Source organism: Arsukibacterium perlucidum DSM 18276, assembly GCF_000382165.1.
In the GTDB taxonomy this organism is placed as follows: domain Bacteria; phylum Pseudomonadota; class Gammaproteobacteria; order Enterobacterales; family Alteromonadaceae; genus Alishewanella; species Alishewanella perlucidum.
In genome coordinates, this window is the sequence record NZ_KB907712.1 from 1 (window position 1) to 22,059 (window position 22,059).

Sequence of the window (22,059 nt, forward strand, 5' to 3'; positions counted from 1 at the left end):
GTGAATTCCACGGCCAAGCTGGGTAATGGTTAGCTTGTTCTGATGCACTGCACTTTTCACACAGGCTTCAAGCGCCTGTCGGCGCTGGCTGTGCATATTGGGCGTGACGGCTTTCACAAAACGGGTTAGCATTTGCAGAACATTCATGGCGTGTCCTTGATAGGTTTGTTTGGCGATAGATCTGATCACCGAACGCCATGAATGTTCCTTCTGAATTCATCTTTTTGTTTTAGCTAACAATTTTGTGGGGATACCTCAGCCTCTGAGGTATTTAATAACCTGATGCGTGAAATTGCCGAACAGCAGGAAAACATTGGCGCTGCCATCCGGATTTTTAACCAGAACGTTGAAGACTTTAACAACGGCATTCAGGTGTTTCCCAACTCGCTGGTAAATGCCAGCCTGAATAAAAAAAGCCGGGTTACCCCCTTTCATGACAGTGAGGCAGAGGCCGGCTTTGAATATAAGTTAAAGTAGTTCTATATCATCCAGCTCAAAGCAGGGTAATGGCAAGCTCAGTTTTATCTTTGACCTCAAACTTGGCCTTGCTCCATGGTGCAGGGCCATAGGCACCCCCATTGTTAGAAAAACCATAGCCTTCTTTGGGCATCCCCAGCAAATTGGTGTCGAGCTTTCTGTTATCGTTTTCATCGTGGATGACCTTGATGCCATACTCACCCGCTTCCACCTCCTCGAAAACCACCTGGTGCTCCGCTTCAGTCACTTTCACTTTATGAAGCTTATAGGGGGTATTGTTGTTGTAGTTTTCCTCGCCTTTAAACATCGAAATCAACAGGTGCCCCTGCAATTTGCGGATATCCTTGATGGTAAGGGCCACTTCATCGGCCAACGCCGGGGCCATAGCGCCAAACAACAACATACCGGCGGTCGCCGCAGTAACAATAGATTTTTTCAAGTTAAGTTGTGACATGGTTTACACTCCTGAGTAAATAAAAAAAGCGGTAGCATCAGTCGCCCCGAATGGCGAGAGATACCGGAATTCTGATGGCATGGATGGCCGGCAGTATGCCGCCCAACAGACCGATAGCGACGGCAAGCAGTAACGCCTGGACCATCCATAATGGTGAAATGCTAAAGTTAAACATGATCTGGCTCAGGTTGGCGGCATTGTTGGTGGCCGCCGTGACGCCATTAAGGCCGATGTATAACGGCAATATACCGATGATGCCACCAATGATGGCCAACAGAATCGATTCGAACACGACTGACAGGGCAATAGCGCTTGGATGGAAACCGATGGCCTTGTGCACAGCAATTTCCTTGCTGCGTCCGGCGATGGCCGAATACATGGTATTAAGCGCCGCCACCACAGCGCCCAGCGCCATTATCAGCGCCAGCGGAATACCCAGCCAACGTATCAAGCGGGTGATGTTTTCAGATTGCTGAGCAAAGTAGGCGTTTTCGCTGACCACCCGCACATTAAGCCTGGGGTCGTCCAACCACTGTTGTCGCACCTGTTCTATATCCACATCCCCGGCAAAGGCGATACGCAACGACTGAATACTACTGCCGCGCTGATAATCGTTTTGCACCGTATTCAAGTCTGCCCAGACTTCCGACTCAAACACACTGTAGTTGTCAGCAAAAATGCCCGCCACCAGCCACTCTGAACCACCGAGCTTGATGGTCTTGCCCACTTCCAGTTGCGGATACTTGCGGGCAACGCCCTGACCGACAATCACCTCACGCAGACCAGGCTTAAAATAACGCCCGGTCACCAGTTTAAAATGTGGACGCATTTGCCCGGCACCGCCACTAACCCCACGCAGCGCCAGACTGAGCGAGCTGCGTTCGCCGTTCACCTCCGGTAACATAGTCACAGCATTAACAAACATTTCCGCCGAGTACAGTGGTCGGCTGTGCTCATCACGAATGATCTCAGGATGATTAAGCATGGTGTTCACTTCAACAGGAAACAACACGCTCTGCAGTTCTGAGCTGGAGCCGGCCCGCATGGCAATCAGGGTGCTGTCCCAACCGGATTTTTCCATAATTTTGTTCATGCCGTGGATAAGCGTCAGGACTGTCAGCAGTACGGCAGTTACACAGGCAATACTGAAGATGGCCACAAAAGAGCCCGCCATACGTTGCGGCAGACTGAGCAAAGTGATACCGCACAATGCGACCAGCTGTCGGTTAAAAGTATTATTCACATTCACGTCCTCAAAGTGTGGCTGATGCCCAATCGATAAATACGGATGATCGGTGTCAGGCAACAGACGGCTGCCAGCACCACCGCTATGCCGCCGACTTTCCAGTAGGTAACAGGGTCAATGTGAATGCCCGGCAAAAAAGTGGCAAACTTCATCTGAACCAGATCAATGCTTACCGCGGCACAAATTACCCCGAGTATCGCGCCCGCCAGCACCATGTATAAGGCCTCCATGTAGATCAGGGTTGCCAGCATATCCGAGGAAAAGCCCAGTGATTTCATCACTGCCAGCTCGTTCATCCTCTCGCGTACCGACTGGCTCATGCTATTGGACGCTATTAACAGCAAGGTAAAGAACACCGCCAGCACCACCAGTCGCAGCAGCCAACTCAAGTCCACAAACTGCCGGGCCAGCTCTTTGATAAACACCTGCTCTGTCGTCGTTCGGGTGGCAGCAGGCGAATTGGCAAATAGTTGATCAATCTGGCGGCTGAGCGCTTCGGTATTGCTACCTACCCGGGCTTTGGCCACCAACCAACTGGCTTCATAACGCCCGTAAGCTCTGGCCTCATCAAAGAAGTCGTGACGCAGAAACAACATTGAATTGATGGTATCCGGGGTGGCGGTGTCGTAAATGGCCGCCACTTCCATCTCCCAGGTGAATGAACCACTGTCATTGTTAAGCCAGATGGTCGATTGGATCGGCACCTTGTCACCTACCTGCCACTGGTGTTTTTCGGCCAGCTTCCGGCCAACCACCATGCCGCTTTTCAGCCGGTTCCAGTTAATTCTGTCCTCAGCCGTCAACAGGTACTCGGGGTATATGAGCTGATAACTCTCAGGCTCCACCGCTACTGCATGCAACTGGTTGCTTTCATCCCGGAAAAAACCACCAAACCAGCTGACATGAGTCACCTTTTCCACCTCTGGCAACGCCTTTATCTTTTGCCCGTAATGAATGGGCAAACTCGAGGTAATGCAAATTTTATGGGTGGTCATCAGCCGGTACTGGTTGTTGTCGGTACCGCTGGCTTCAAGAGCAGTATTAATAGCTGAGATCACCGTAAACAGATAAAACGCTACCACGATGGACAGACAGGTCAGCCAGAATCTGGCCGGCCTGCGCATGGCATTTTTCCAGGGCAGAATGACATTAATCATGCCATGGCCTCCGGGATGGCGATGTCAGCATTGTCGTTGATGGTCTGCTCAAGGTTAATCACCCGGGTGGCAACATCAGCCGCTTTAGCGTCGTGGGTGACCATCACTATGGTTTTGCCAAAATCACGATTAAGGATGTGTAGCAACGACAGAATCGCATCGGCAGTTTTGCGGTCAAGGTTACCGGTCGGCTCGTCACACAACAGTATATCCGGATCGGATACTATCGCCCGGGCGATGGCTACCCGCTGCTCCTGACCGCCGGAAAGCTCTCTGGGCAGGTGATTTGCCCGTTCCGACATGCCCACCAATGCCAATGCCGTTGCTACCTGCTTGCGCCGCTCGACTTTGTTAAGCCGGGTCAGGGCCAGCGGTAACTCGACATTGGCAAAAGCACTTAATACCGGCAGCAGGTGGTTAGACTGGAAGATAAAGCCAACATGTCTGGCCCGCCAGCGGGTAAGCTCTGCCTCAGAGCTTTTGCTGATAACCTTGTTGCCAACTAACACTTCGCCGGCGGTGGGCCGGTCGAGACCGCCCATCAGGTGCAACGCCGTGGTTTTGCCCGAGCCGGAAGGCCCCATCAAGGCCACAAATTCACCTTTATCGATAGTGATATTGAGATCATTAAACACCACCACCTTATTACTGCCTTTGTGGTAGATTTTGCTGATGTTTTGCAACGCTATGCCGTTTTCCATGAGCCTGTCCGCCTTATAACTTATTGATTGCTGGTGATGATTATTTAGCCGCCAGAAAACTGACCTTGACCGCCATATCCGGTAATATCCGCGCATCGGTTTCAAGCAGCTTAACCCGCACCTTAATGGTGGCCTTCTGACGATTTGCGGTTGGAATAATGGTCAACACTTCGGACTTGATGGTCCAGTCCGGGTAAGCATCCAGATGCGCCACCGCCGGTTGCCCCGGGGAAATCCGGTTAATAAAGCTTTCCGCCACGTCGACTTCGATTTCCAGCGAACTCATATCAACTATGGTGGCGATACCGGTTCGAATCGAACCGCCGCCAGACATCCCGCCCGAGATCAACTCGCCCACCTGGGCATTTTTCTGAATAACCATGCCGGAAAATGGTGCCCTGATGATATGCTGATCGACGCTGTAGCTTGCCAGCTTCACCTGCTGTACCGCTTTTTGGTTCAATGCCTTGCGATAATCAATTTGCGCGTTGAGCTGAGTAACCAGCAAGCGTGTGGTATCCAACTCTTCCTGAGTAACCACGTTGTTCCCAAGCAGACTTTCAATCCGTTTCAGTTGAATTTCTGCCAGCGTAAGCCGGCTGTAAAGCTCGCCAAGGCTTGCGTTACCAGCCTGCAGCTCCGCTTCAGTCCCGGCCAGATGATACTTAGCTTGCCGACCATCAAGCTGCGCCAGCACATCATTAGCCTCGACCAGCTGACCCTCCTCAATCAGCAAGGTTTCGACCTTACTGGTCACCAGTGAGGAAATGGTCGCGACCCGCCGGGCAATGATATGGCCGCTGGCATCCAGCACCTTACCCTTTTGCTTGTCCTCAGCAGAGTCTGTCAAGCCGCTACCGCCCTGAGCAGCAGTCAATGCCGCGTAACCTGTCTGTGCAACCGGGTTACTCTGCCGGGCAGTAACACCAGCATTGACAGCACCTTGCTGCAACAAAACGGCCATCGGTGCGACCTGCTGCCGGTTTTTGTCATAGTAAAGATAACTGCCGAAACCAAGGCCCATAACGATCACCAGCACCAGCAGCGGCTTGTTAGTTGAACGATGAAAGCCATCGTCCCTGGGCAGCGACAACTGGGCTATTTTAGGGTTGGAGTTCTCACTCATCAGTTTAGTCTTTTCGCTTGTAAGTTAATTGACGATCTAAAACAGGCTATTCCAGCTCGATTATTGCTATTTCAAACTCAAAGCTACCGGCAGGGCCAATCCAACTCAGCACGTTAACAGCTGACATATCGAGTGCCCGAAAACCTGCCAGGGGTAAGGTTACCGCTTGCCAGTCCTCTGTTACGGTGAAAGGCTGACTGGATGGCATCCAACTGCCAACAGTGAACGCATCCAGCCGGTACTGGCCGGGGGTGCCGCGAATGTTAAATTTAATACGGGTAATCTCACTAAAGTCACTGCCGGTATCTATGCTGGCAGCAGTTTGCCAGGCCACACCAGCCCAGGGGTAAGCAAAACCAGGACGGGTAGTTCCCGTTACCTTTAATACCCCTTGCTGCACGCTAATTTCTGCCGATGACTTTCCCTGCACCATGCTGTCGCTGCTGGCAGCAAAGCCGCCACTGCGGGCAGTTAAACCAGTATTAAAATCAGCGACCAGCCCGGCAGTTACAGCGGTGCTCTTAGCGGGCAATTCAGGCTGATGCAACCAGCCGTTTTTCCAGATAGCAGCAGGCGTCAACAAGCTGGTTAACTCTGTCATAGGATCCTGACTCAGCAGTAACATATCGGCCTTGTAACCCGGCCGCAGATAACCGACATCTGTCAGGCCAAAGGCCTTAGCCGGGGCCGAGGTCGCACTTTGCAGTACCTGCAGGCCTGACACACCAGCACGTTGCAGCAGTACCATCTCTACCAAAAGGCTGACGCCATGGGCGGTATTAGGGTTGGGTGCATCTGAACCAGCCAGCAGCAAGATACCGGCCCCGGCCATTTTTGCGGTATTAGTGGCCAATACCTGGTAGCGCTCCTGCGGGATCTGAAAATTACCAAAGCGCTGCTGCAAACTGCTGATAGCGGCAGCAGTAAGCTGTGCGGGCGGTGCCTGCAGCAGTAACTCGTCATTAATCTGATTAACAATCATCCCTTCCATTACGGTCATGGTGGGGATAATAAAGCGCTGCTCATCGGCCATCAGCTGCAGCAGCTCTGCGCTTACCGGCTCACTGAAGAAACTATGTACCAGGCCATCAGCCCCGGCGGCTATTGCTTCCTCGGCTGAGGGTAAATCAGCAATATGCACTACCGCCAGCACGCCCTGCTCTTTGGCTGCGGCTATTACTGCCTGCAGGGTTGCCAGGTCTATCGAGGGCGAGAAACGCCGCAAGGCTTTAGCGGAGGTATAGACGATTTTAATAAAATCAGAGCCCTCGGCCAGGCGATCACTAACAAACTTACTGGCCTGCACAGGGTTTTCAATTACCGGTATTGCCATACCATATTGAGTACCATGACCTTTCGGAGCGGTTACCAGTGTGCCAGCGCCATAGATATCAGCTTGTTTAGTGCGTTCAGTACCGGCCCTTGCTGCTTTTTGTGCTAGCAGAAACTGATGATCGCCAAACATATCCAGTACCGTGGTAACGCCAAAATCAAGCGCTTGTTGCAAGGCATCACCCCAGGCATGCACATGGCCATCAATCAGCCCCGGCATTAACCATTGATTATTACCGTCTATCAGTGGCAACTCGCTATCGGGTTTATCCAGATGCAATTGGCTTACCCGGCCAGCACGTACTTCAACATAGCGTTCTTCACGCCACTGCTGGCCATCAAACAACTTCACCGGTCCCAGCACAAAACTGTTGCTGCTAACGTCTGATGCGGCGGTGGCAGCGGGTTTAAGCTGATAAGTTGCGTCCGGTTGCGGCAACAACATAAAAACCAAGGCAAGCAGCACCGCAGTACCAATAAATACTAAGGTTTTCATTATTTAGCTCCAATAACACGACGAAACACAAACAGACATAACAGGGTTAGCCCGGCAGTGGTGAGTAACAGCAATGCCAGATGCAGCAGTGCAGCATGCCCCTGATCCATTGCCAGTAATTTCAAGCCCAGTTGTGATAAATGATAACTCGGCCACAGCCACGCCAACTGCTGCATAACGTGTGGCAGCATAGTAACGGGCACCCATAAGCCAGATAAGAATGCCATCGGCAAATACAGCAGATTGACTACCCCGGGCGCAGCCTTATCGCTTAAGGTTAAGCCCAACAGCAAGCCAATTAGCGCAAATGGCACTGTACCCAGTAACATCAGCAGGGCTAAACTTAACCACTGGCTGTGGTACAGCCGCACTTCACCAAATATCGCAGCGGCGCTGAATAACAGCAGAATAATAACCAGTGCAAACACCAGGCTGGTGGCCATTTTTGCCAGCAGGTAGGCGCTGAATGGCATCGGTGACAAACGCTTTAAGGTTAACCAGCCCTGCGCCCTTTCACTGGCAATATTCATCGCAAAATTAAACATCGCCGGGCCCATAATGCCAAAACAGCTGTACGTCACCAGCATATAAGCGGCATGGCTATTGCTGCCAGAAGGGCTGAACAGCACGCCAAAAAACAGATAAAACACCAGCGGAAAAGTCAATGACGGTATAACAAAACCCGGGGTGCGCCAGACGCTGACTAAATCGTACCAGGCTTCTTTTTGATATATCGTTATAACACTCATGCGGCGTGCTCCTGTTTTGCTGAGTCAGCATGTTCACTTCCAGGAGACTGGGTAAGTTGTAAAAAGGCCTGCTCCAATGCCACCTGCTTCACCTCCAGCTGACTCACAGTGTCATCCAGGCTTAGTAAAGCCAGTACCGTTTGTTCAGCGTGGCTGCTATGTAAGGTAATGCCATCCTGTTGGCGGCTTAGTTGCAACACCCCCGGCAGCGCCAGTAAGGCCGCATCAGTTAAGGCGCTGCAACATTTAATCACTTTGTACTGAGTGAGGGCTTTTAATTCGCCGGGGCTGCCATTGGCAATAAACTTGCCCTGATGCAGCACCATAATCCGATTAGCCAGTTGTTCAGCCTCTTCCAGATAATGAGTGGTCAGCACTATGCTTATCCCTTGCTGCTGCAGTTGGCTGATTTGCTGCCACAAATTGCGCCGGGCCTCAACATCCATGCCCAGAGTCGGTTCATCCAGAAACAACAGCCGCGGCTTGCCGGCTAAGGCAAGGGCAAATAACAGGCGCTGCTTCTGGCCACCAGACAAGCGGCCAAAACGTTGTTTGGCGTGCGCTTCCAGCCCGGCCAGCGTTACCAGTTCTGTCGCGCTGTAGCCGGCCGGATAGTAACTGGCAAATAAATCACAGTGTTCGGCCACCGTTAAGGTGGCTGGTAAGCTGCCAATTTGCAGCATCACGCCCAGTTGCCGGCGCAGCGCTGCACTGCGGCTGGCGCCTTGCTGCAATTGGCCCAGCAAATGAATTTCTCCGCTATCTGCAGCAATAAGCCCTAAAATTGCCGAGATAAGGGTGGTTTTACCGGCGCCATTAGGCCCGAGAATACACAGCACTTCGCCAGCCTTAACTTTTAAATCAACACCGTCCAGCACGCTCTTGCCGGCAAAGCTTTTACTAAGCCCTTTTAGCTGTAACAGAGTAAGTTTGTTATTGATTGCTGAATTCATAAGTTCGGGCTCCTTTGCTGGTGAGGGTAAGTATGCGCCGGGTACCGGGCAGCGCGCAGTGTGCTTTGTCAGCAAATGCTGATGACAAATGTCACTGGCTTAAGCCTGGCTGACAGTTAATAATCAGCTTAAGCATTCAATAAACGGTGGTGGCAATGGATAAAAGGCTGAGCCTGGAGCGGAAAATGAGTTGGGTTTATCTGATAAACCTTATTTTCTATTTTATCCCGCTTTTTACCGTGCGCTTTGCAGTATGGCAGTACGTCAGTATGGCTGTGGCTTTGCTGCTGTTTCTGGCCTGCTATTTTTGGGCTCACCGCAGCAGCCGCAATAAGATGCACTGGCCCATTTTAGGCATAGTGCTGGTGGCGACGCTGATCACCCCGATTAATCCCGGCTCAGTGTCCATGTTTGCCTATGCCGGCTTTTTTATTGGTTTTGCCTATGCTTTGCGCCGTTATCTGCTACTGATGAGTCTGTTAATCGGCTTGCTGGTGCTGCTGGATTTAACCCTTGATATTCGCTGGAACCTGTTTTTAATTATGGGCATACCCATTGTGTTAGCGGTCAGCTTTCTGGGCCGGGCTGAGCAGGCAAAGCAGCGCCATTATCTGTCTAGCCAACAAAGTGAAGATGAAATAAAGCAACTGGCGGCCATGGTCGAGCGCGAGCGGATTGGCCGCGACCTGCATGATATATTGGGCCACACCTTATCGAGTGTTATCCTGAAAGCCGATCTTGCGGCAAAACTGTTAGCGCATCAGCAAACGGAGCACGCCCAACAACAGTTAACCGAGCTTAGCCAGATTGCCCGCGATGCGCTAAGCCAGGTGCGGCAAAGTGTCTCGGGTTACAAACATCAGGGGCTGACCGCCGAAGTAGCTAAACTGCTTGGCCGGCTGCGTGATGCCGGTTTTCAGGCCGAATTAACCGGAGAAGTACCAAGGTTGGACAACCGGCGCGAAACGGCAATTATTCTGGCGCTGACAGAGCTGGTTACCAATGTGATGCGCCATAGTAAAGGCGACAGCTGCCAATTAAGTTTTCAGCAACAAGGGCCTGCGTTGCATATTTGCCTGAATGATAACGGCCAGTATGCACAGATGAAAGAGGGCAACGGCCTGACCGGTTTACGTGAACGGTTAGCCGCAATGGGCGGCACCCTGACACTGCAACAGCAAGATGGTGTCTCAGCCATTATTCAGCTGCCGCTGCAGGAGCCCTCACTGTTACAGGACGCTACGTAATGAATATTTTACTGGCGGAAGATCAGGCCATGATCCGTACTGCGCTGGCAAGCCTGCTGCGACTGGAGGCAGGCTTTGCAGTAACAGAGGCCGCTGACGGTAACGCCGCACTGGAACAACTTAAACAACAGCCATTTGATTTGTTGCTAAGTGATATTGAAATGCCCGGGCAAACCGGAATTGAACTGGCACAATTCGTTCAACAGCAAAAATTGATGACCAAAGTAATCATTATTACCACCTTTGGCCGGGCCGGCTATGTTAAGCGGGCGATGGACGCCGGGGTAGGTGGTTTTTTATTGAAAGATGCGCCGGTAGAGCAACTGGTGCAAGCCATCCAGCAGGTGATGGCGGGTAAAAAAGTGGTCGACAGTGAACTGCTGTTAAACTCGCTGGGCGAGCAAGACCCGTTAAGTGATAAAGAGCGCCAGGCACTGCGCCTGGCGGCAGATGGCAAAAGCACCAGCGAAATAGCTGCCGCGCTTTTTATTGCCGAGGGCACTGCCCGTAACTATTTGTCAGAAGCCATTAGCAAACTGCACGCCGCCAACCGGATTGACGCGGCGAGGATTGCCCGGCAAAAAGGCTGGCTGTGATACTACTTTGCTGGAGGGTTGGCTTTGATCAACAACAGTTTCGATTAGAAGTAACCGATTAACCCTAAGCCAACCGTTGAAGCCCTGGACGGGCGGATAAATTTGTCAGGAACGAATTTAAACAGCCTTGCTGGCCCGCAGGGTAAACTTCATGGATGAAGTTTATAAACGAGCCCCCATGGATGGGTTCACGGCGTGTTGGCGTGGGTTAACCGGTTGCGACCAAACTGCCTGTTATCCTAAAAGCTTTACAGCCAAGCGCATTTTACGCCACACTGAGATCATTTGCTGCAATAGCGGACATTGATATGGATTTTCGCAATAAAATCAAAGCCGACAGGCCACTACAAAGCCGCAGTGGCGATTTGCAAAGCGCGCTGGAAAGTGACCGTGGCCGGATTATTAATTCGGCCGCCGTGCGCCGGCTGCAGCAAAAAACCCAGGTATTTCCGCTGGAGCGCAATGCCGCGGTACGCAGCCGGTTAACCCATTCATTAGAAGTACAACAAACCGGCCGCTTTATTGTCCAGACCATCTTCCGGCTGCTATCAGTTGAACAACAGGCCGCCTATGGATTGACCGGCTTAGAGCGGCCAATAGAGTCGCTGGTAGAAATGGCTTGTCTGCTGCACGATGTCGGCAACCCACCCTTTGGCCATAGCGGTGAAAGCGCCATAAACAGCTGGTTTAGCCAGATATTGCCTGAACTTAGTGCCCGCCATCAGTTGCAGGATAGTCAGCTATGGCACACCCTGAGCATTGAGCTGGCCCAGTTTGAAGGTAATGCTCAGGCAATCCGGTTGGTACATAGCCTGCAACGGATGAACCTGACCTATTCACAAGTTGCCTGCATTTTAAAATACACCCGCTTAGCTACTGAGCGTAAACCCGATAAAAGTCACAACCAAAGCTATTTACAGAAAAAGCCCGGCTATTACTTTGCCGAGCAAACGTTTGTAGAGCAGCTATGGCAACAATTAGCAACCGAACCCGGCAACCGCCACCCGCTCACTTATATTATGGAAGCCGCCGACGATATCTCCTATTGTCTGGCTGATTTGGAAGACGCGGTAGAAAAAGGCCTGTTCAGCCTAGCCGAGCTGGCCCGGCAGCTTAACCTGGCTTTTGCCAAACTGGAGCCGCTGGGCCGGCTGATTGCCACCCACAGTGGCGCCAGTGAGAGCTTTTCAGCATTGGTCAAAGCCGCACTGGATAAAGCGCAAGCCGAGCCGATTAACAAAAACTCCGAGTTTTTTATCAAGTTGCGGGTTGGCATGATCCACCCCCTGGTGCGCCATGCCGCCGAACAGTTTATCGCCAATATCGATAAGGTGTATCACGGCAGCTTAAACCGCGCCTTGCTGGAAGATGACAGCCAGTACCATGCCATTACCGCCACCTTTAAGCAGGTGGCCCGCCAGTTTGTATTTAACCAAGCCGAAGTTGAAACCCTGGAGTTACAGGGCCAGCGGATTATTGGCGGCCTGCTTGAATGCTACCAACCGCTGTTGATGCTGGCGGCCACCGATTTTACTGCCGCGCTGGCCGACCAGGGTTATGCTTTTGGCCGGGAACAGCGGCTGGCACACCGCTTGCCGAATAAACATGTGGCCGCCTATCAGCTGGCGGTCGCCGCGATCAGTGACGACCACACCGGACATGACCAGCACTCAACGTTAGAGCTGTACTACCGCTGCCGGCTGCTGCAGGACTTTATCAGCGGTATGACTGACCATTTTGCATTTGATGAATATCAGGCGCTGGTGCTTTGCACCAGCTAACTGTTTAGCCATTGCCACTGCCGTAGCGGCAGGGTTTGACGGTTGCCTTATCCAACCACTTTGCGGTTTTTACGGTTCGCTTCTATGCTTGCTGTTTGTTGTAAATGTCTTGTTTAAAATTTTCAAGGAGGAACATCATGCAAGATCGTAAACGCTTATCAAAAAGTACTTTCGCCTGTACCCTGTCTATTGGCTTAATGAGTTTAAGCCTGCCTGCCAGTGCAAACAGCCTGAAACTGGATATTGAACCAGGCTTATGGCAACACAGTTTCAGCATTAAAACCGCCAGTGGCGAGCTGGAACGTGCCATGCAGCAGCTGGAGCAACAATTGGCCAGCATGCCTGCAGCCCAGCGGCAAATGATGGAAAGTATGATGGCCAGCCAGGGCATGTCTTTTGATTTAAAAGGCAGCTCTATCCAGGTTTGCCTAACCCAGCAGGAAATTGATCGCGGCCAGCTGCCACAACAGGACGGCTGTGAGCAGCAAATAAGCCAGACCGGCGACAACAGCTATAGTTTTTCCTTTAGCTGCGACACCAAACCACCCACCAGTGGTGAAGGTGATATGACCTTTAGCAGCCGCAAGGCGTATAGTGGCAGTGCCAGTTTTACCACTGAAGTAAATGGCAAAGCCGAACAAATGACCATGCAACAAAGCGGCAAGTGGCTTAAAGCTGATTGTGGCTGACTTTTTAAGCTAATACAGGACCCGTTATGCCCGCTACTGTCACAACCCAGAACTGTTATCCGCTGGCTAACCAGCTGCGCCAGCACAGCCGCTTAGTGTTTGGCTGTATGAGTTTAGGCGGAGGCTGGAACAATAACCCGCTGTGCGCTGCTGATATTACTGAAACCCATAAGGTGATAGACGCCGCGTTGGAAGGGGGCATCCGGATATTTGATCATGCTGATATTTATACCTTTGGTAAAGCCGAGCAGGCCTTTGGTAAGGTATTAGCAGAGCGCCCCGAACTACGGCAGCAAATGTCGCTGCAATCGAAATGCGGGATCCGTTTTGCAGATGATAAAGGCCCGCAACGCTACGATTTTTCAGCAGCGTGGTTAACCCAGTCGGTAGATGGTATTTTGCGCCGGCTGCAAATCGAACAGCTGGATATCTTGCTACTGCACCGGCCTGATCCGTTAATGCAGCCAGAGGAAGTGGCGGCCACGTTTGGCCAGCTGATCCAGAGCGGCAAGGTAAAACACTTTGGCGTGTCAAATATGCAGCAACACCAGTTAATGTTGCTGCAAAGTGCGCTGGTTGACCCTTTACTGGTTAATCAGCTGGAGCTGAGTTTAAGCCATCTGGCCTGGCTGGATGAGGGCACCACCGCAGGTTGCAGTGAGCAGCCAGCCGTCAACTTCAGCGCCGGCACGATAGAATATTGCCGCCGCCATAAAGTTCAGCTGCAGGCATGGGGCAGCTTAAGCCAGGGTCTGTTCAGCGGCAAAGATATCAGCGAGGCGCCAGAGCATATCCGGGCAACAGCTATGCTGGTGCAGCAATTAGCGGCCGAATATCAGGTAACTAAAGAAGCGATAGTATTAGGTTGGTTAATGCGCCACCCGGCGCATATTCAACCGGTAATAGGCACTACCAATATTCAACGGATTAAAGCCTGTGCAGAGGCCGGGGCAGTGCAATTAAGCCGCGAGCACTGGTATGCGTTGTACCTAAGTGCCCGCGGTACCCCATTACCATAAGTTTGCCACCCAGGTGCCCGAGGGTATTTAAGTAACGGCAGCCTCTGCAACAGAGTCACGAGGAATAAGATGGGGATCAAACACTTGTTGAACATTAATACTGCTTTGCTGGTAAACCTGCTTTAGCACCCAACGCGCTGCCATCTGCCCCATTGCACTGACTGGATAATCAATCGTTGATAACTTGGGGTAAGTATAATAAGCAAAGTTGACGTTATCGAAGCCCATTACCGAAAAGTCAGCCGGCACTTCATAGCCCAGCTCGCGGGCGGCGGTCAGGGCACCCGATGCCATTTCGTCATTGGCACAAACTACAGCACTGAATGGCCGGCCGCTGGCCAACAGCGCCTGCAGCCCTTTACTGCCGCCAGTTTCGCGAAAATCACCTTCAAAGAACAAAGCATCTTCGGCTGTTAACTGATACCCGGCCAGTGCCCGTTGATGGCCATGAAAGCGATCGCGGGCATCGGTTTTCCACATCGGCCCGGCAATGTAGGCAATATGGCGGTGGCCTTGCTCTAACAGGTAACGGGTGGCTAAATAGCCACCGAGCTCGTTGTCCAGGCTAATACAGCGATCCGCCAGCGCTGTTACCTGGCGGTTTAGCAATACAAAAGGGGTTTCTTTTTTGCTTAACTCAATTAAATACTGATCGCTGACTGCCTCTACATGCAAAATAAGCGCATCACAATTGCGGCTCAGCAAAAACTCGATACCATCTTCTTCGGTGGCCCGCTCACTGTGACCGGCCGCGATAATAACGTGCTTGCCCGCCGCCCGGAACTCGGCTTCAATCCCGGTCAGCATTTCACCATAAAAGGGACCATGTAATTCAGAAACCAGAATACCTATGCTGTTAGAACGACTGGACGCCAAAGACTGGGCAATAGAATTAGGCCGGTAACCAAGCTGCTCCATTGCCTGCAACACCTTATTGCGGGTGGCTTCGCTAACCTTAACATTATTATTCATTACCCGGGATACAGTAGCCAGTGATACCCCTGCTAATTCAGATACTTGGTAAATGGTTGCCATGACTATCCTGTATTAACCCTAACCGAAAGTAAGCAGGCGGCTAGCTTAGCACGCTGCCTATGATTTAGCAGCCAACTCAGCCGACACTTGCTGCACCCGCTGATTACTTAAGCGATACCGGGTCATCACCAGCGCCACCAATACCGAACATAATGCCGGCCATAGCGTGAAGCTTAGCAGTAAGCCATTAAGGGTCTCGGCTGACTGCGCTTGCCCCGCCTGATAGCCATACCAGGCCAGCAGCCAGCCAGCCATTGCACCGCCAATAGCTAAACCTAATTTAATAAAAAATACGATGGAAGAATACACCAGGCCAGTGACCCTCAGGCCGGTTTTAACATGACCATAGTCCACGGTGTCGGCCATTTTTGCCCATAACAACGGCGTGGCCATTTGCAGAAAAAAGCACCACAGAACATGCATAATAAAGGCCAGTTGCAGCTGATCAGGAGCAATAAAGAAACCCAGCGCACAAATCACTGCTGAAATCAGCTGTAAGCCGATATACGCCTTCACCTTATCAACCTTAGTGGCCAGATAAGACGCTAAGGCAACACCGGCAATATTACCGATCATACCCAACGTCATAAACCAACTGATTAAATCATCCCGCGCCAAATAATATTTAACATAGTAAATAGCCAGCGTATTACGCAGCACCATGCCAGTTAGCAGTATCATGGCGGCAACGCAAAGCACCCGCCACTGATCATTTTGCCACAGGGTTTGCAAGCTGCTTTTAAAGGTGAGCTTTTGACCAATCGGCGCTTGTACCCGCTCTTTCGTGCCGGCAAAGCACATTAAAAACAGAATTAAACCAAACAGGCTCATCGCCGCTATGGTCCACTGATAGCCTTTAGCCTGATCACCCTGCCCAAAAAACTGCACTAGCGGCAGGGTGCAGGCAGTCACAATTAAACCACCGAGCATACCAAACACAAAACGATAACTCTGTACTGACACACGCTCATTCGGATTGGCTGTTAGCACGCCGCCCAAAGCTGAGTAGGGAATATTAATAGCAGTATAAGCCAGCATTAACAGGGTATAGGTAACAAAGGCATACCATACTTTACCGTTTTCAGAAAACTCCGGCGTGGTAAAGGCCAGCACACTGCAAAAGGCAAACGGCAGTGCCAGCCACAATAAATAAGGCCGATACTGGCCATAGCGGCTGTGGGTGTTATCTGCCAGAGCGCCCATGAGCGGATCGGTTACCGCGTCGATAATCCTTACCAGCAGAAACATGCTGCCCACTACCGCCGGTGAAATGCCAAAAATATCGGTATAAAAGAAGGTTAAAAACAGCATTACCGTCTGAAACACAATATTGCTGGCCGTATCACCGAGGCCGTAGGCCACTTTTTCTTTTTTTGTCAGCATGCTAACCCCATGATGGCGTGTTAATAGTACTTATTATTTTTTGTTAGCAATTTTTCTGGCTGGAGCCTGTCTGTTGGCAAAACAGTCACGCAAGGCAATAGCACTGGCTTTTAAAATACGCTGTTGCGTGGCGTAATCTACATAGACTATACCAAAACGCTTGGCGTAGCCTTCGGCCCATTCAAAATTATCCATCAGGCTCCAGGCAAAGTAGCCGTCGATCCGCATGCCGGCATTTATCGCATCTGCCACGGCTTGCAGGTGTTGCTGAAAATAGGCTACCCGCTCATAGTCATTTACCTGCCCTTGCTGCAAGCTGTCTGGCATCGCCGCACCATTTTCAGTGATATAAACCGGCGGCAACTTATAGCGGCTATTAATATCCAACAAAATTTCAGTCAGCCCTGCCGGATAAATTTCCCAGCCCATGTCCGTTAATGGCGGGGAGGTTGGTGGCACATCACTGAACCAGCCTTTGCCATTATCGCGGTACACCGTGCGGGTATAGTAGTTAACACCCAGAAAATCCAGCGGCTGGGCAATAATTGCCATATCAGTTGCGCCAATTTCCGGCTGTTCACTAACGGGTAACTGGTGCAATAGTTCAGGGTAATGGCCTGCCATTAATGGCTGAATATACCACTGATTATGATACTGATCGGCCATCCGGGCTGCCCGCATATCGGCATCGCTGCTGCTGGCCGGATGGCAGGGACTGAAATTCAATACGATGCCGTTTAGTGCGCCGGGGGCATTCTGTTGTAATACCTGCATAGCCAGACCGTGGGCCAGCAGTAAATGATGAGCCACCTGACGCCCCTGCTTCCTGTTTTGAACGCCAGGTGCGTGAATACCAGCTTCGTAGCTTAAATAGGCGCTACAAAACGGTTCGTTTAACGTGGCATAAGAATATACCCTGTCGCCAAAAGCCTGACTTACCTTGTCTGCATACTCTGCAAATTTATACGCCGTTTCCCGGTTTAACCAACCACCGTTATCCTGCAGATACTGCGGCAAATCCCAATGGTACAGTGTGACAAAAGCTTTAATATTACGCTGCTGCAGTGCATCCAGCAGTTGCAGGTAAAAATCCAGTCCGGCCTGGTTAACGCTACCATCAATATTGATCACCCGGCCCCAGGAAATCGAAAAGCGGTAAGCATCCACACCCAGCGCAGCAATAAGCTCAATATCTTCGCGCCAGCGATGAATATGATCACAGGCCACCAAGCCATCTGAACCATCTTTAATCCGGCCCGGTTCGGCACAAAAGGTGTCCCATATACAGGGCAGGCGGCTGTCGGCAGCACCTTCAATCTGGAACGAGGCCGTCGCTACGCCAAAGGTAAAGTCGGGCTTTAGTAGGGCTGAATTAGCAGCTAAGGAGATTTTCATCAATTTGGCTATCTTCCGAACGTAAAGTTACTGGCAGCTGGACGACAAAAAATTTGCCAACAGCGTGATATATGCTATAAATGAAAGCGCTTACATAATACTAGACGGCCCTGACGTGAACGTCAATAACCAGTCCGTCAATAAAAAACACTATGCACCCGAGGGGGACAAGATGGCAGCATCACCATTACCAACAACAGCAGGCATAAGTGCCGGTGGCGGCAACGAAAACTACCGCTTTGCACTGACTGCCCTGACCTCACTGTTTTTTATGTGGGGCTTTATTACCTGTTTGAATGACATTTTGATCCCCTACTTAAAAATGTTATTCGATTTGAACTACACCCAGGCTATGTTGATCCAGTTCTGCTTTTTTGGTGCTTACTTTGTTGTCTCAGTGCCGGCCGGCATGTTAGTCAGCAAAATTGGCTATAAAGCAGGTATCGTTACCGGCTTACTGATTGCCGGTGCTGGCTGCCTGTTGTTTGTACCCGCTGCCGCCATGCATGTGTACGCCATGTTTCTGCTGGCGCTGTTTGTCCTGGCCTCCGGCATTACTATTTTACAGGTCGCCGCCAACCCCTATGTCAGTGTGCTGGGCCAACCTGAAACCGCTTCCAGTCGCTTAACCATGACCCAGGCCTTTAACTCACTGGGCACCACGGTAGCACCATTTTTCGGCGCCTGGCTTATTTTTGGCGGTTTAGATGCGCCTGAGCCGGTACCTGGCACCGTTACCGAGTCAACAGTGCAGTTACCTTATATTATCCTGGCCGCCAGCCTGGTGCTGCTGGCAATTATCTTTGCCTGGTTAAAACTACCGGCGATGGGTAAAAAAGATCCTGCCGAAGCCTTACCGCTTGGTGGTGAAGCGTGGAAGCAGCGCCACTTAATGCTGGGCGCGCTGGGTATTTTTGTTTATGTCGGCGCTGAAGTTGGCATTGGCAGTTTTCTGGTCAGCTATTTATCAATGCCGGAAATTGGCGGCATGTCTAAAGGCGCAGCGTCGCATTATATTGCCTGGTATTTCGGTGGTGCTATGGTTGGCCGCTTTATTGGTGCGGTAGTAATGCAAAAAGTAGATGCCGGCAAAGTGCTGGCCTTTAATGCCGTTTGTGCCGTGTTATTACTGGCACTCACCATTTTATCGTCCGGCAAGCTGGCAATGTGGTCGCTGTTATTAGTGGGCCTTTGCAATTCAATTATGTTCCCAACCATTTTCAGTTTAGCGATAGCCGGCTTAAAACAATACACCAGTCAGGGCTCAGGTATTTTATGTCTGGCGATAGTGGGCGGTGCCATACTGCCATTGTTGCAGGGCGCATTAGCTGACAGCATTGGCGTGCAGCTGGCGTTTATCCTACCGTTGTTGTGTTATATCTATATCGCTTTTTACGGCCTGAATGGCTGCAAACCGCGCACAGTGGTGCCGGCTGCCAGCGTGACCAAGGAAGTATTATGATGTTATTTACCAAGCCTGTTTATGCAGAAACCTATTTAAAGCCTTTGCTGCTGGCATTAAGCAGTGCGTTGTTGCTGGCGGCATGCAGTAAGCCTACACCTGATTCGTCAGTCGCGGAGCAACCAGCCCCTGCAATAACTGACATTAGCATCTGGCCAAAGCTGGCGCTGCCCGTGCAGCAGGACCCCGTGATGGAACAGGCCATTACTGAGTTAATGGCTACGATGACCCTGCAGCAAAAAATCGCTCAGATGATCCAGCCGGAAATTCGCGATATTACCGTGGAAGATATGCGCCAGTATGGTTTTGGCTCTTACTTAAATGGCGGCGGCGCTTTTCCGAATGACGATAAGTACGCCACCCCGGCCGACTGGATAGCGCTGGCCGAGAGCATGTACCAGGCATCGGTGGATGTCAGCCTGGATGGCAGCAGTATTCCTACTATGTGGGGTACCGATGCGGTGCACGGCCATAACAATGTGATTGGTGCCACTATTTTTCCGCATAATATTGGCCTCGGCGCTGCCAATAACCCGGCGCTCATAGAACAAATAGCCAAAGTTACCGCCCGCGAAGTCATGGTAACCGGCATCGACTGGGTGTTTGCCCCTACGGTGGCGGTAGTGCGCGATGATCGCTGGGGCCGCACTTATGAAGGTTACTCAGAACACCCGCAAATAGTGCATGACTACGCCGCAGCCATTGTTAAAGGCTTGCAGGGCGCAGCCGAGGGCGACTTTCTTGGTGATGATAAAGTGATCAGTACTGTTAAGCACTTTGTTGGCGATGGCGGTACCACCGGTGGCATTGATCAGGGTAACACTGAAGTGACTGAACAGCAGCTGTTTGCTATTCATGCCCAGGGTTATGTTGGTGGCCTGCAGGCAGGCGCGCAGTCAGTGATGGCCTCTTTTAACAGCTGGAATGGCAGTAAAATTCATGGCGATCAGTATTTGCTGACCGATGTGCTGAAAAACCGGATGGGTTTTGATGGTTTTATTGTCGGCGACTGGAATGGCCATGGCCAGATCCCCGGTTGCACCAACGAAGACTGTCCACAGGCAGCCAATGCCGGGCTGGATATTTATATGGTACCAACCGCAGCCTGGAAACCACTGTATTACAACCTGATTAAGCAGGTTGAGGCCGGCGAAATCAGCATGGCGCGGATAGACGATGCCGTACGGCGTATTTTGCGGGTGAAAAAGCGCGCTGGCTTGTTCGACAAACCCAGCCCGGCGCAGCGGCCACTGGCCGGTAAAACCGAACTGATTGGCGCAGACGAGCACAGAGCAGTCGCCCGTGATGCGGTGCGTCAGTCACTGGTGTTGCTGAAAAACCAGAACCAGTTATTGCCGTTAAATCCGCAGCAGCGATTATTGGTTACCGGCCCAGGCGCCGACAATATCGGCCAGCAAGCCGGCGGCTGGACCATCAGCTGGCAGGGTACCGGTAATACTAACGCCGATTTTCCGGGCGGCAGTTCTATTTATGACGGTATTGCCCGTCAGGTTGCTGCAGCCGGTGGCTCAGTAGAGCTGTCAGCCGATGGCAGCTATCAGCAAAAGCCTGATGTCGCCATAGTAGTGTTTGGTGAAGAGCCTTACGCCGAGGGCAATGGTGATATTGATAACCTGGAATATCAGCGCGGCAATAAAACAGATTTAGCGCTGCTTAAAAAGTTAAAAGCAGAGGGTATACCGGTGGTAGCGCTGTTTATCAGCGGCCGGCCACTGTGGGTTAACCCCGAACTGAATGCTGCTGACGCCTTTGTCGCAATATGGCTACCCGGTAGCGAAGGAGAAGGGGTAGCAGACGTTATTCTGGCCAACGCCGATGGTGCTGTACAGTATGACTTTCATGGCAAACTGCCCTTTTCCTGGCCGGCCACGCCACAACAGCATGCTAATGTCGGTGATGCCGATTACCAGCCGTTGCTGCCTTATGGTTTTGGCCTGCGTTATGGCGATAGCAATACGCTGAGCAATCAGTTGAATGAGCAGGTAGCGGCGGATAACAGCCTGGATGATTTAGTGCTATTTGAACGCGCCGTGAAACCGCCGTATCAGCTGGTGCTGCACAGTGGCGATAGCAGCCAAACCATGGACAGTAGTGTGGCGCAGCTGGGTAATATCGCCGTGCGTACTTTTGATAACAAGGTGCAGGAAGATGCCCGCCGGTTAAGTTTTAGCGGCGCCGCTAAAGTCAGTTTAACCAGCGCCTTTCCGGCCGATTTACGCTCATACCATGAAGCAGGTAGTGCCTTGGTGGTTGAGCTACAGTACAGCGGAGTGGTGCCAGACAATGTTCTACTGGGCATGAACTGCGCAGATAGCTGCGATGCCAGCATTAATGTTGCGTCACAATTACGAGCGTTGCCAAACAGCCAATGGCATAGCTTTAGCATCGATTTGAGCTGCTTTGCTAAGCAAGGTGCAGATTTCAGTCAAATCTTTACGCCTCTGTCTGTGCAAACAGATGCAGCGATGCAGTTAAGCTTTGCTGATATCCGTCTGGTGCCAGCACGGGCCACCAACGCCAGCATTAGCTGTCAGGCCGAGTAAAACCCAGCGCCTGAGCACCATTTCTCTTGCGTGTGAATTTCTGCCAGCATTAGCTGGCAGTTTTTTTATCTGAAAAGAAGCCCGGCGTGAGATATCCCCAATTATTTGGTAAAAAAATCTAAGATGGCTCATGACCTACCCAATTAATTGGCAAGCAAGTAGTAACATTAAGACAACTCAGGTAGTGCAAATACCTG

General features: G+C 51.4%; 18 protein-coding genes and 1 pseudogene. 8 read left to right on the forward strand and 11 right to left on the reverse strand.

Annotated elements, in window-relative coordinates; genetic code table 11:
• Positions 1-270: 270 nt before the first annotated feature.
• Positions 271-477 (forward strand): annotated as a pseudogene (locus tag H141_RS0110220) (LemA family protein); the annotation flags it as partial.
• 16 nt (positions 478-493) lie between these two features.
• On the opposite strand, the gene H141_RS20095 reads toward H141_RS0110220, so the two are convergent.
• Genes H141_RS20095 through H141_RS0110260 form a run of 8 tightly spaced genes read right to left on the reverse strand, consistent with a single transcriptional unit; the run spans position 494 to position 8,691 of the window.
• Positions 494-931, reverse strand: a complete 438-nt coding sequence (locus H141_RS20095) for a DUF2141 domain-containing protein (protein ID WP_019676170.1) — start codon at positions 929-931, stop codon at positions 494-496.
• Between the two features lie 37 nt (positions 932-968).
• Positions 969-2,174, reverse strand: coding sequence for an ABC transporter permease (locus H141_RS20100; RefSeq protein WP_051090399.1), 1,206 nt, complete (start codon positions 2,172-2,174; stop codon positions 969-971).
• Between the two features lie 2 nt (positions 2,175-2,176).
• Entirely contained in the window at positions 2,177-3,334 is a 1,158-nt protein-coding gene (locus H141_RS0110235) for an ABC transporter permease (protein ID WP_019676172.1), read from the reverse strand.
• A complete protein-coding gene (locus H141_RS0110240) occupies positions 3,331-4,035 on the reverse strand; it encodes an ABC transporter ATP-binding protein (protein WP_019676173.1) in 705 nt (234 codons plus the stop codon). Before H141_RS0110240 ends, H141_RS0110235 begins: the two co-directional genes overlap by 4 nt.
• 40 nt (positions 4,036-4,075) lie before the next feature.
• On the reverse strand, positions 4,076-5,161 hold the full coding sequence (locus H141_RS20105; RefSeq protein WP_019676174.1) for an efflux RND transporter periplasmic adaptor subunit: 1,086 nt from the start codon (positions 5,159-5,161) through the stop codon (positions 4,076-4,078).
• Positions 5,162-5,207: 46 nt separating this feature from the next.
• On the reverse strand, positions 5,208-6,989 hold the full coding sequence (locus H141_RS20110; protein WP_019676175.1) for an amidohydrolase family protein: 1,782 nt from the start codon (positions 6,987-6,989) through the stop codon (positions 5,208-5,210).
• The gene (locus H141_RS0110255) at positions 6,989-7,738 is read right to left on the reverse strand and encodes an ABC transporter permease (protein WP_019676176.1); all 750 of its coding nucleotides are present in this window, start codon (positions 7,736-7,738) and stop codon (positions 6,989-6,991) included. The genes H141_RS20110 and H141_RS0110255 overlap by 1 nt, the downstream gene beginning before the upstream one ends.
• Positions 7,735-8,691, reverse strand: a complete 957-nt coding sequence (locus H141_RS0110260; protein ID WP_019676177.1) for an ABC transporter ATP-binding protein — start codon at positions 8,689-8,691, stop codon at positions 7,735-7,737. Before H141_RS0110260 ends, H141_RS0110255 begins: the two co-directional genes overlap by 4 nt.
• 155 nt (positions 8,692-8,846) lie before the next feature.
• Between H141_RS0110260 and H141_RS0110265 the strand changes: the two genes are divergently transcribed.
• The 5 genes from H141_RS0110265 (at position 8,847) to H141_RS0110285 (ending at position 14,023) form a co-directional block, all read left to right on the forward strand.
• The gene (locus H141_RS0110265; protein WP_019676178.1) at positions 8,847-9,938 is read left to right on the forward strand and encodes a sensor histidine kinase; all 1,092 of its coding nucleotides are present in this window, start codon (positions 8,847-8,849) and stop codon (positions 9,936-9,938) included.
• The gene (locus tag H141_RS0110270) at positions 9,938-10,534 is read left to right on the forward strand and encodes a response regulator transcription factor (protein ID WP_019676179.1); all 597 of its coding nucleotides are present in this window, start codon (positions 9,938-9,940) and stop codon (positions 10,532-10,534) included. The genes H141_RS0110265 and H141_RS0110270 overlap by 1 nt, the downstream gene beginning before the upstream one ends.
• 308 nt (positions 10,535-10,842) lie before the next feature.
• Positions 10,843-12,315: a dGTPase gene (dgt, locus tag H141_RS0110275; RefSeq protein WP_019676180.1), complete on the forward strand. Its 1,473-nt coding sequence runs from the start codon at positions 10,843-10,845 to the stop codon at positions 12,313-12,315.
• A 137-nt stretch (positions 12,316-12,452) separates the two neighbouring features.
• Complete coding sequence (locus tag H141_RS0110280) at positions 12,453-13,004, forward strand: DUF3617 domain-containing protein (RefSeq protein ID WP_019676181.1); 552 nt, start codon at positions 12,453-12,455, stop codon at positions 13,002-13,004.
• 26 nt (positions 13,005-13,030) lie between these two features.
• Entirely contained in the window at positions 13,031-14,023 is a 993-nt protein-coding gene (locus H141_RS0110285) for an aldo/keto reductase (protein ID WP_019676182.1), read from the forward strand.
• A gap of 27 nt (positions 14,024-14,050) precedes the next feature.
• Here the strand turns inward: H141_RS0110285 and H141_RS0110290 are convergent, their stop codons facing one another.
• Genes H141_RS0110290 through H141_RS0110300 form a run of 3 tightly spaced genes read right to left on the reverse strand, consistent with a single transcriptional unit; the run spans position 14,051 to position 17,836 of the window.
• Positions 14,051-15,058 carry a LacI family DNA-binding transcriptional regulator gene (locus H141_RS0110290; protein ID WP_019676183.1) on the reverse strand — a complete coding sequence of 336 codons (1,008 nt, stop codon included), beginning with the start codon at positions 15,056-15,058 and terminating at the stop codon, positions 14,051-14,053.
• Between the two features lie 57 nt (positions 15,059-15,115).
• Positions 15,116-16,441 carry a glycoside-pentoside-hexuronide (GPH):cation symporter gene (locus H141_RS0110295; protein WP_019676184.1) on the reverse strand — a complete coding sequence of 442 codons (1,326 nt, stop codon included), beginning with the start codon at positions 16,439-16,441 and terminating at the stop codon, positions 15,116-15,118.
• A gap of 33 nt (positions 16,442-16,474) precedes the next feature.
• Complete coding sequence (locus tag H141_RS0110300; protein WP_019676185.1) at positions 16,475-17,836, reverse strand: GH1 family beta-glucosidase; 1,362 nt, start codon at positions 17,834-17,836, stop codon at positions 16,475-16,477.
• A 172-nt stretch (positions 17,837-18,008) separates the two neighbouring features.
• Between H141_RS0110300 and H141_RS0110305 the strand changes: the two genes are divergently transcribed.
• On the forward strand, positions 18,009-19,298 hold the full coding sequence (locus H141_RS0110305; protein WP_019676186.1) for a sugar MFS transporter: 1,290 nt from the start codon (positions 18,009-18,011) through the stop codon (positions 19,296-19,298).
• On the forward strand, positions 19,295-21,862 hold the full coding sequence (locus H141_RS0110310) for a glycoside hydrolase family 3 N-terminal domain-containing protein (RefSeq protein ID WP_019676187.1): 2,568 nt from the start codon (positions 19,295-19,297) through the stop codon (positions 21,860-21,862). Before H141_RS0110305 ends, H141_RS0110310 begins: the two co-directional genes overlap by 4 nt.
• Positions 21,863-22,059 lie beyond the last annotated feature (197 nt).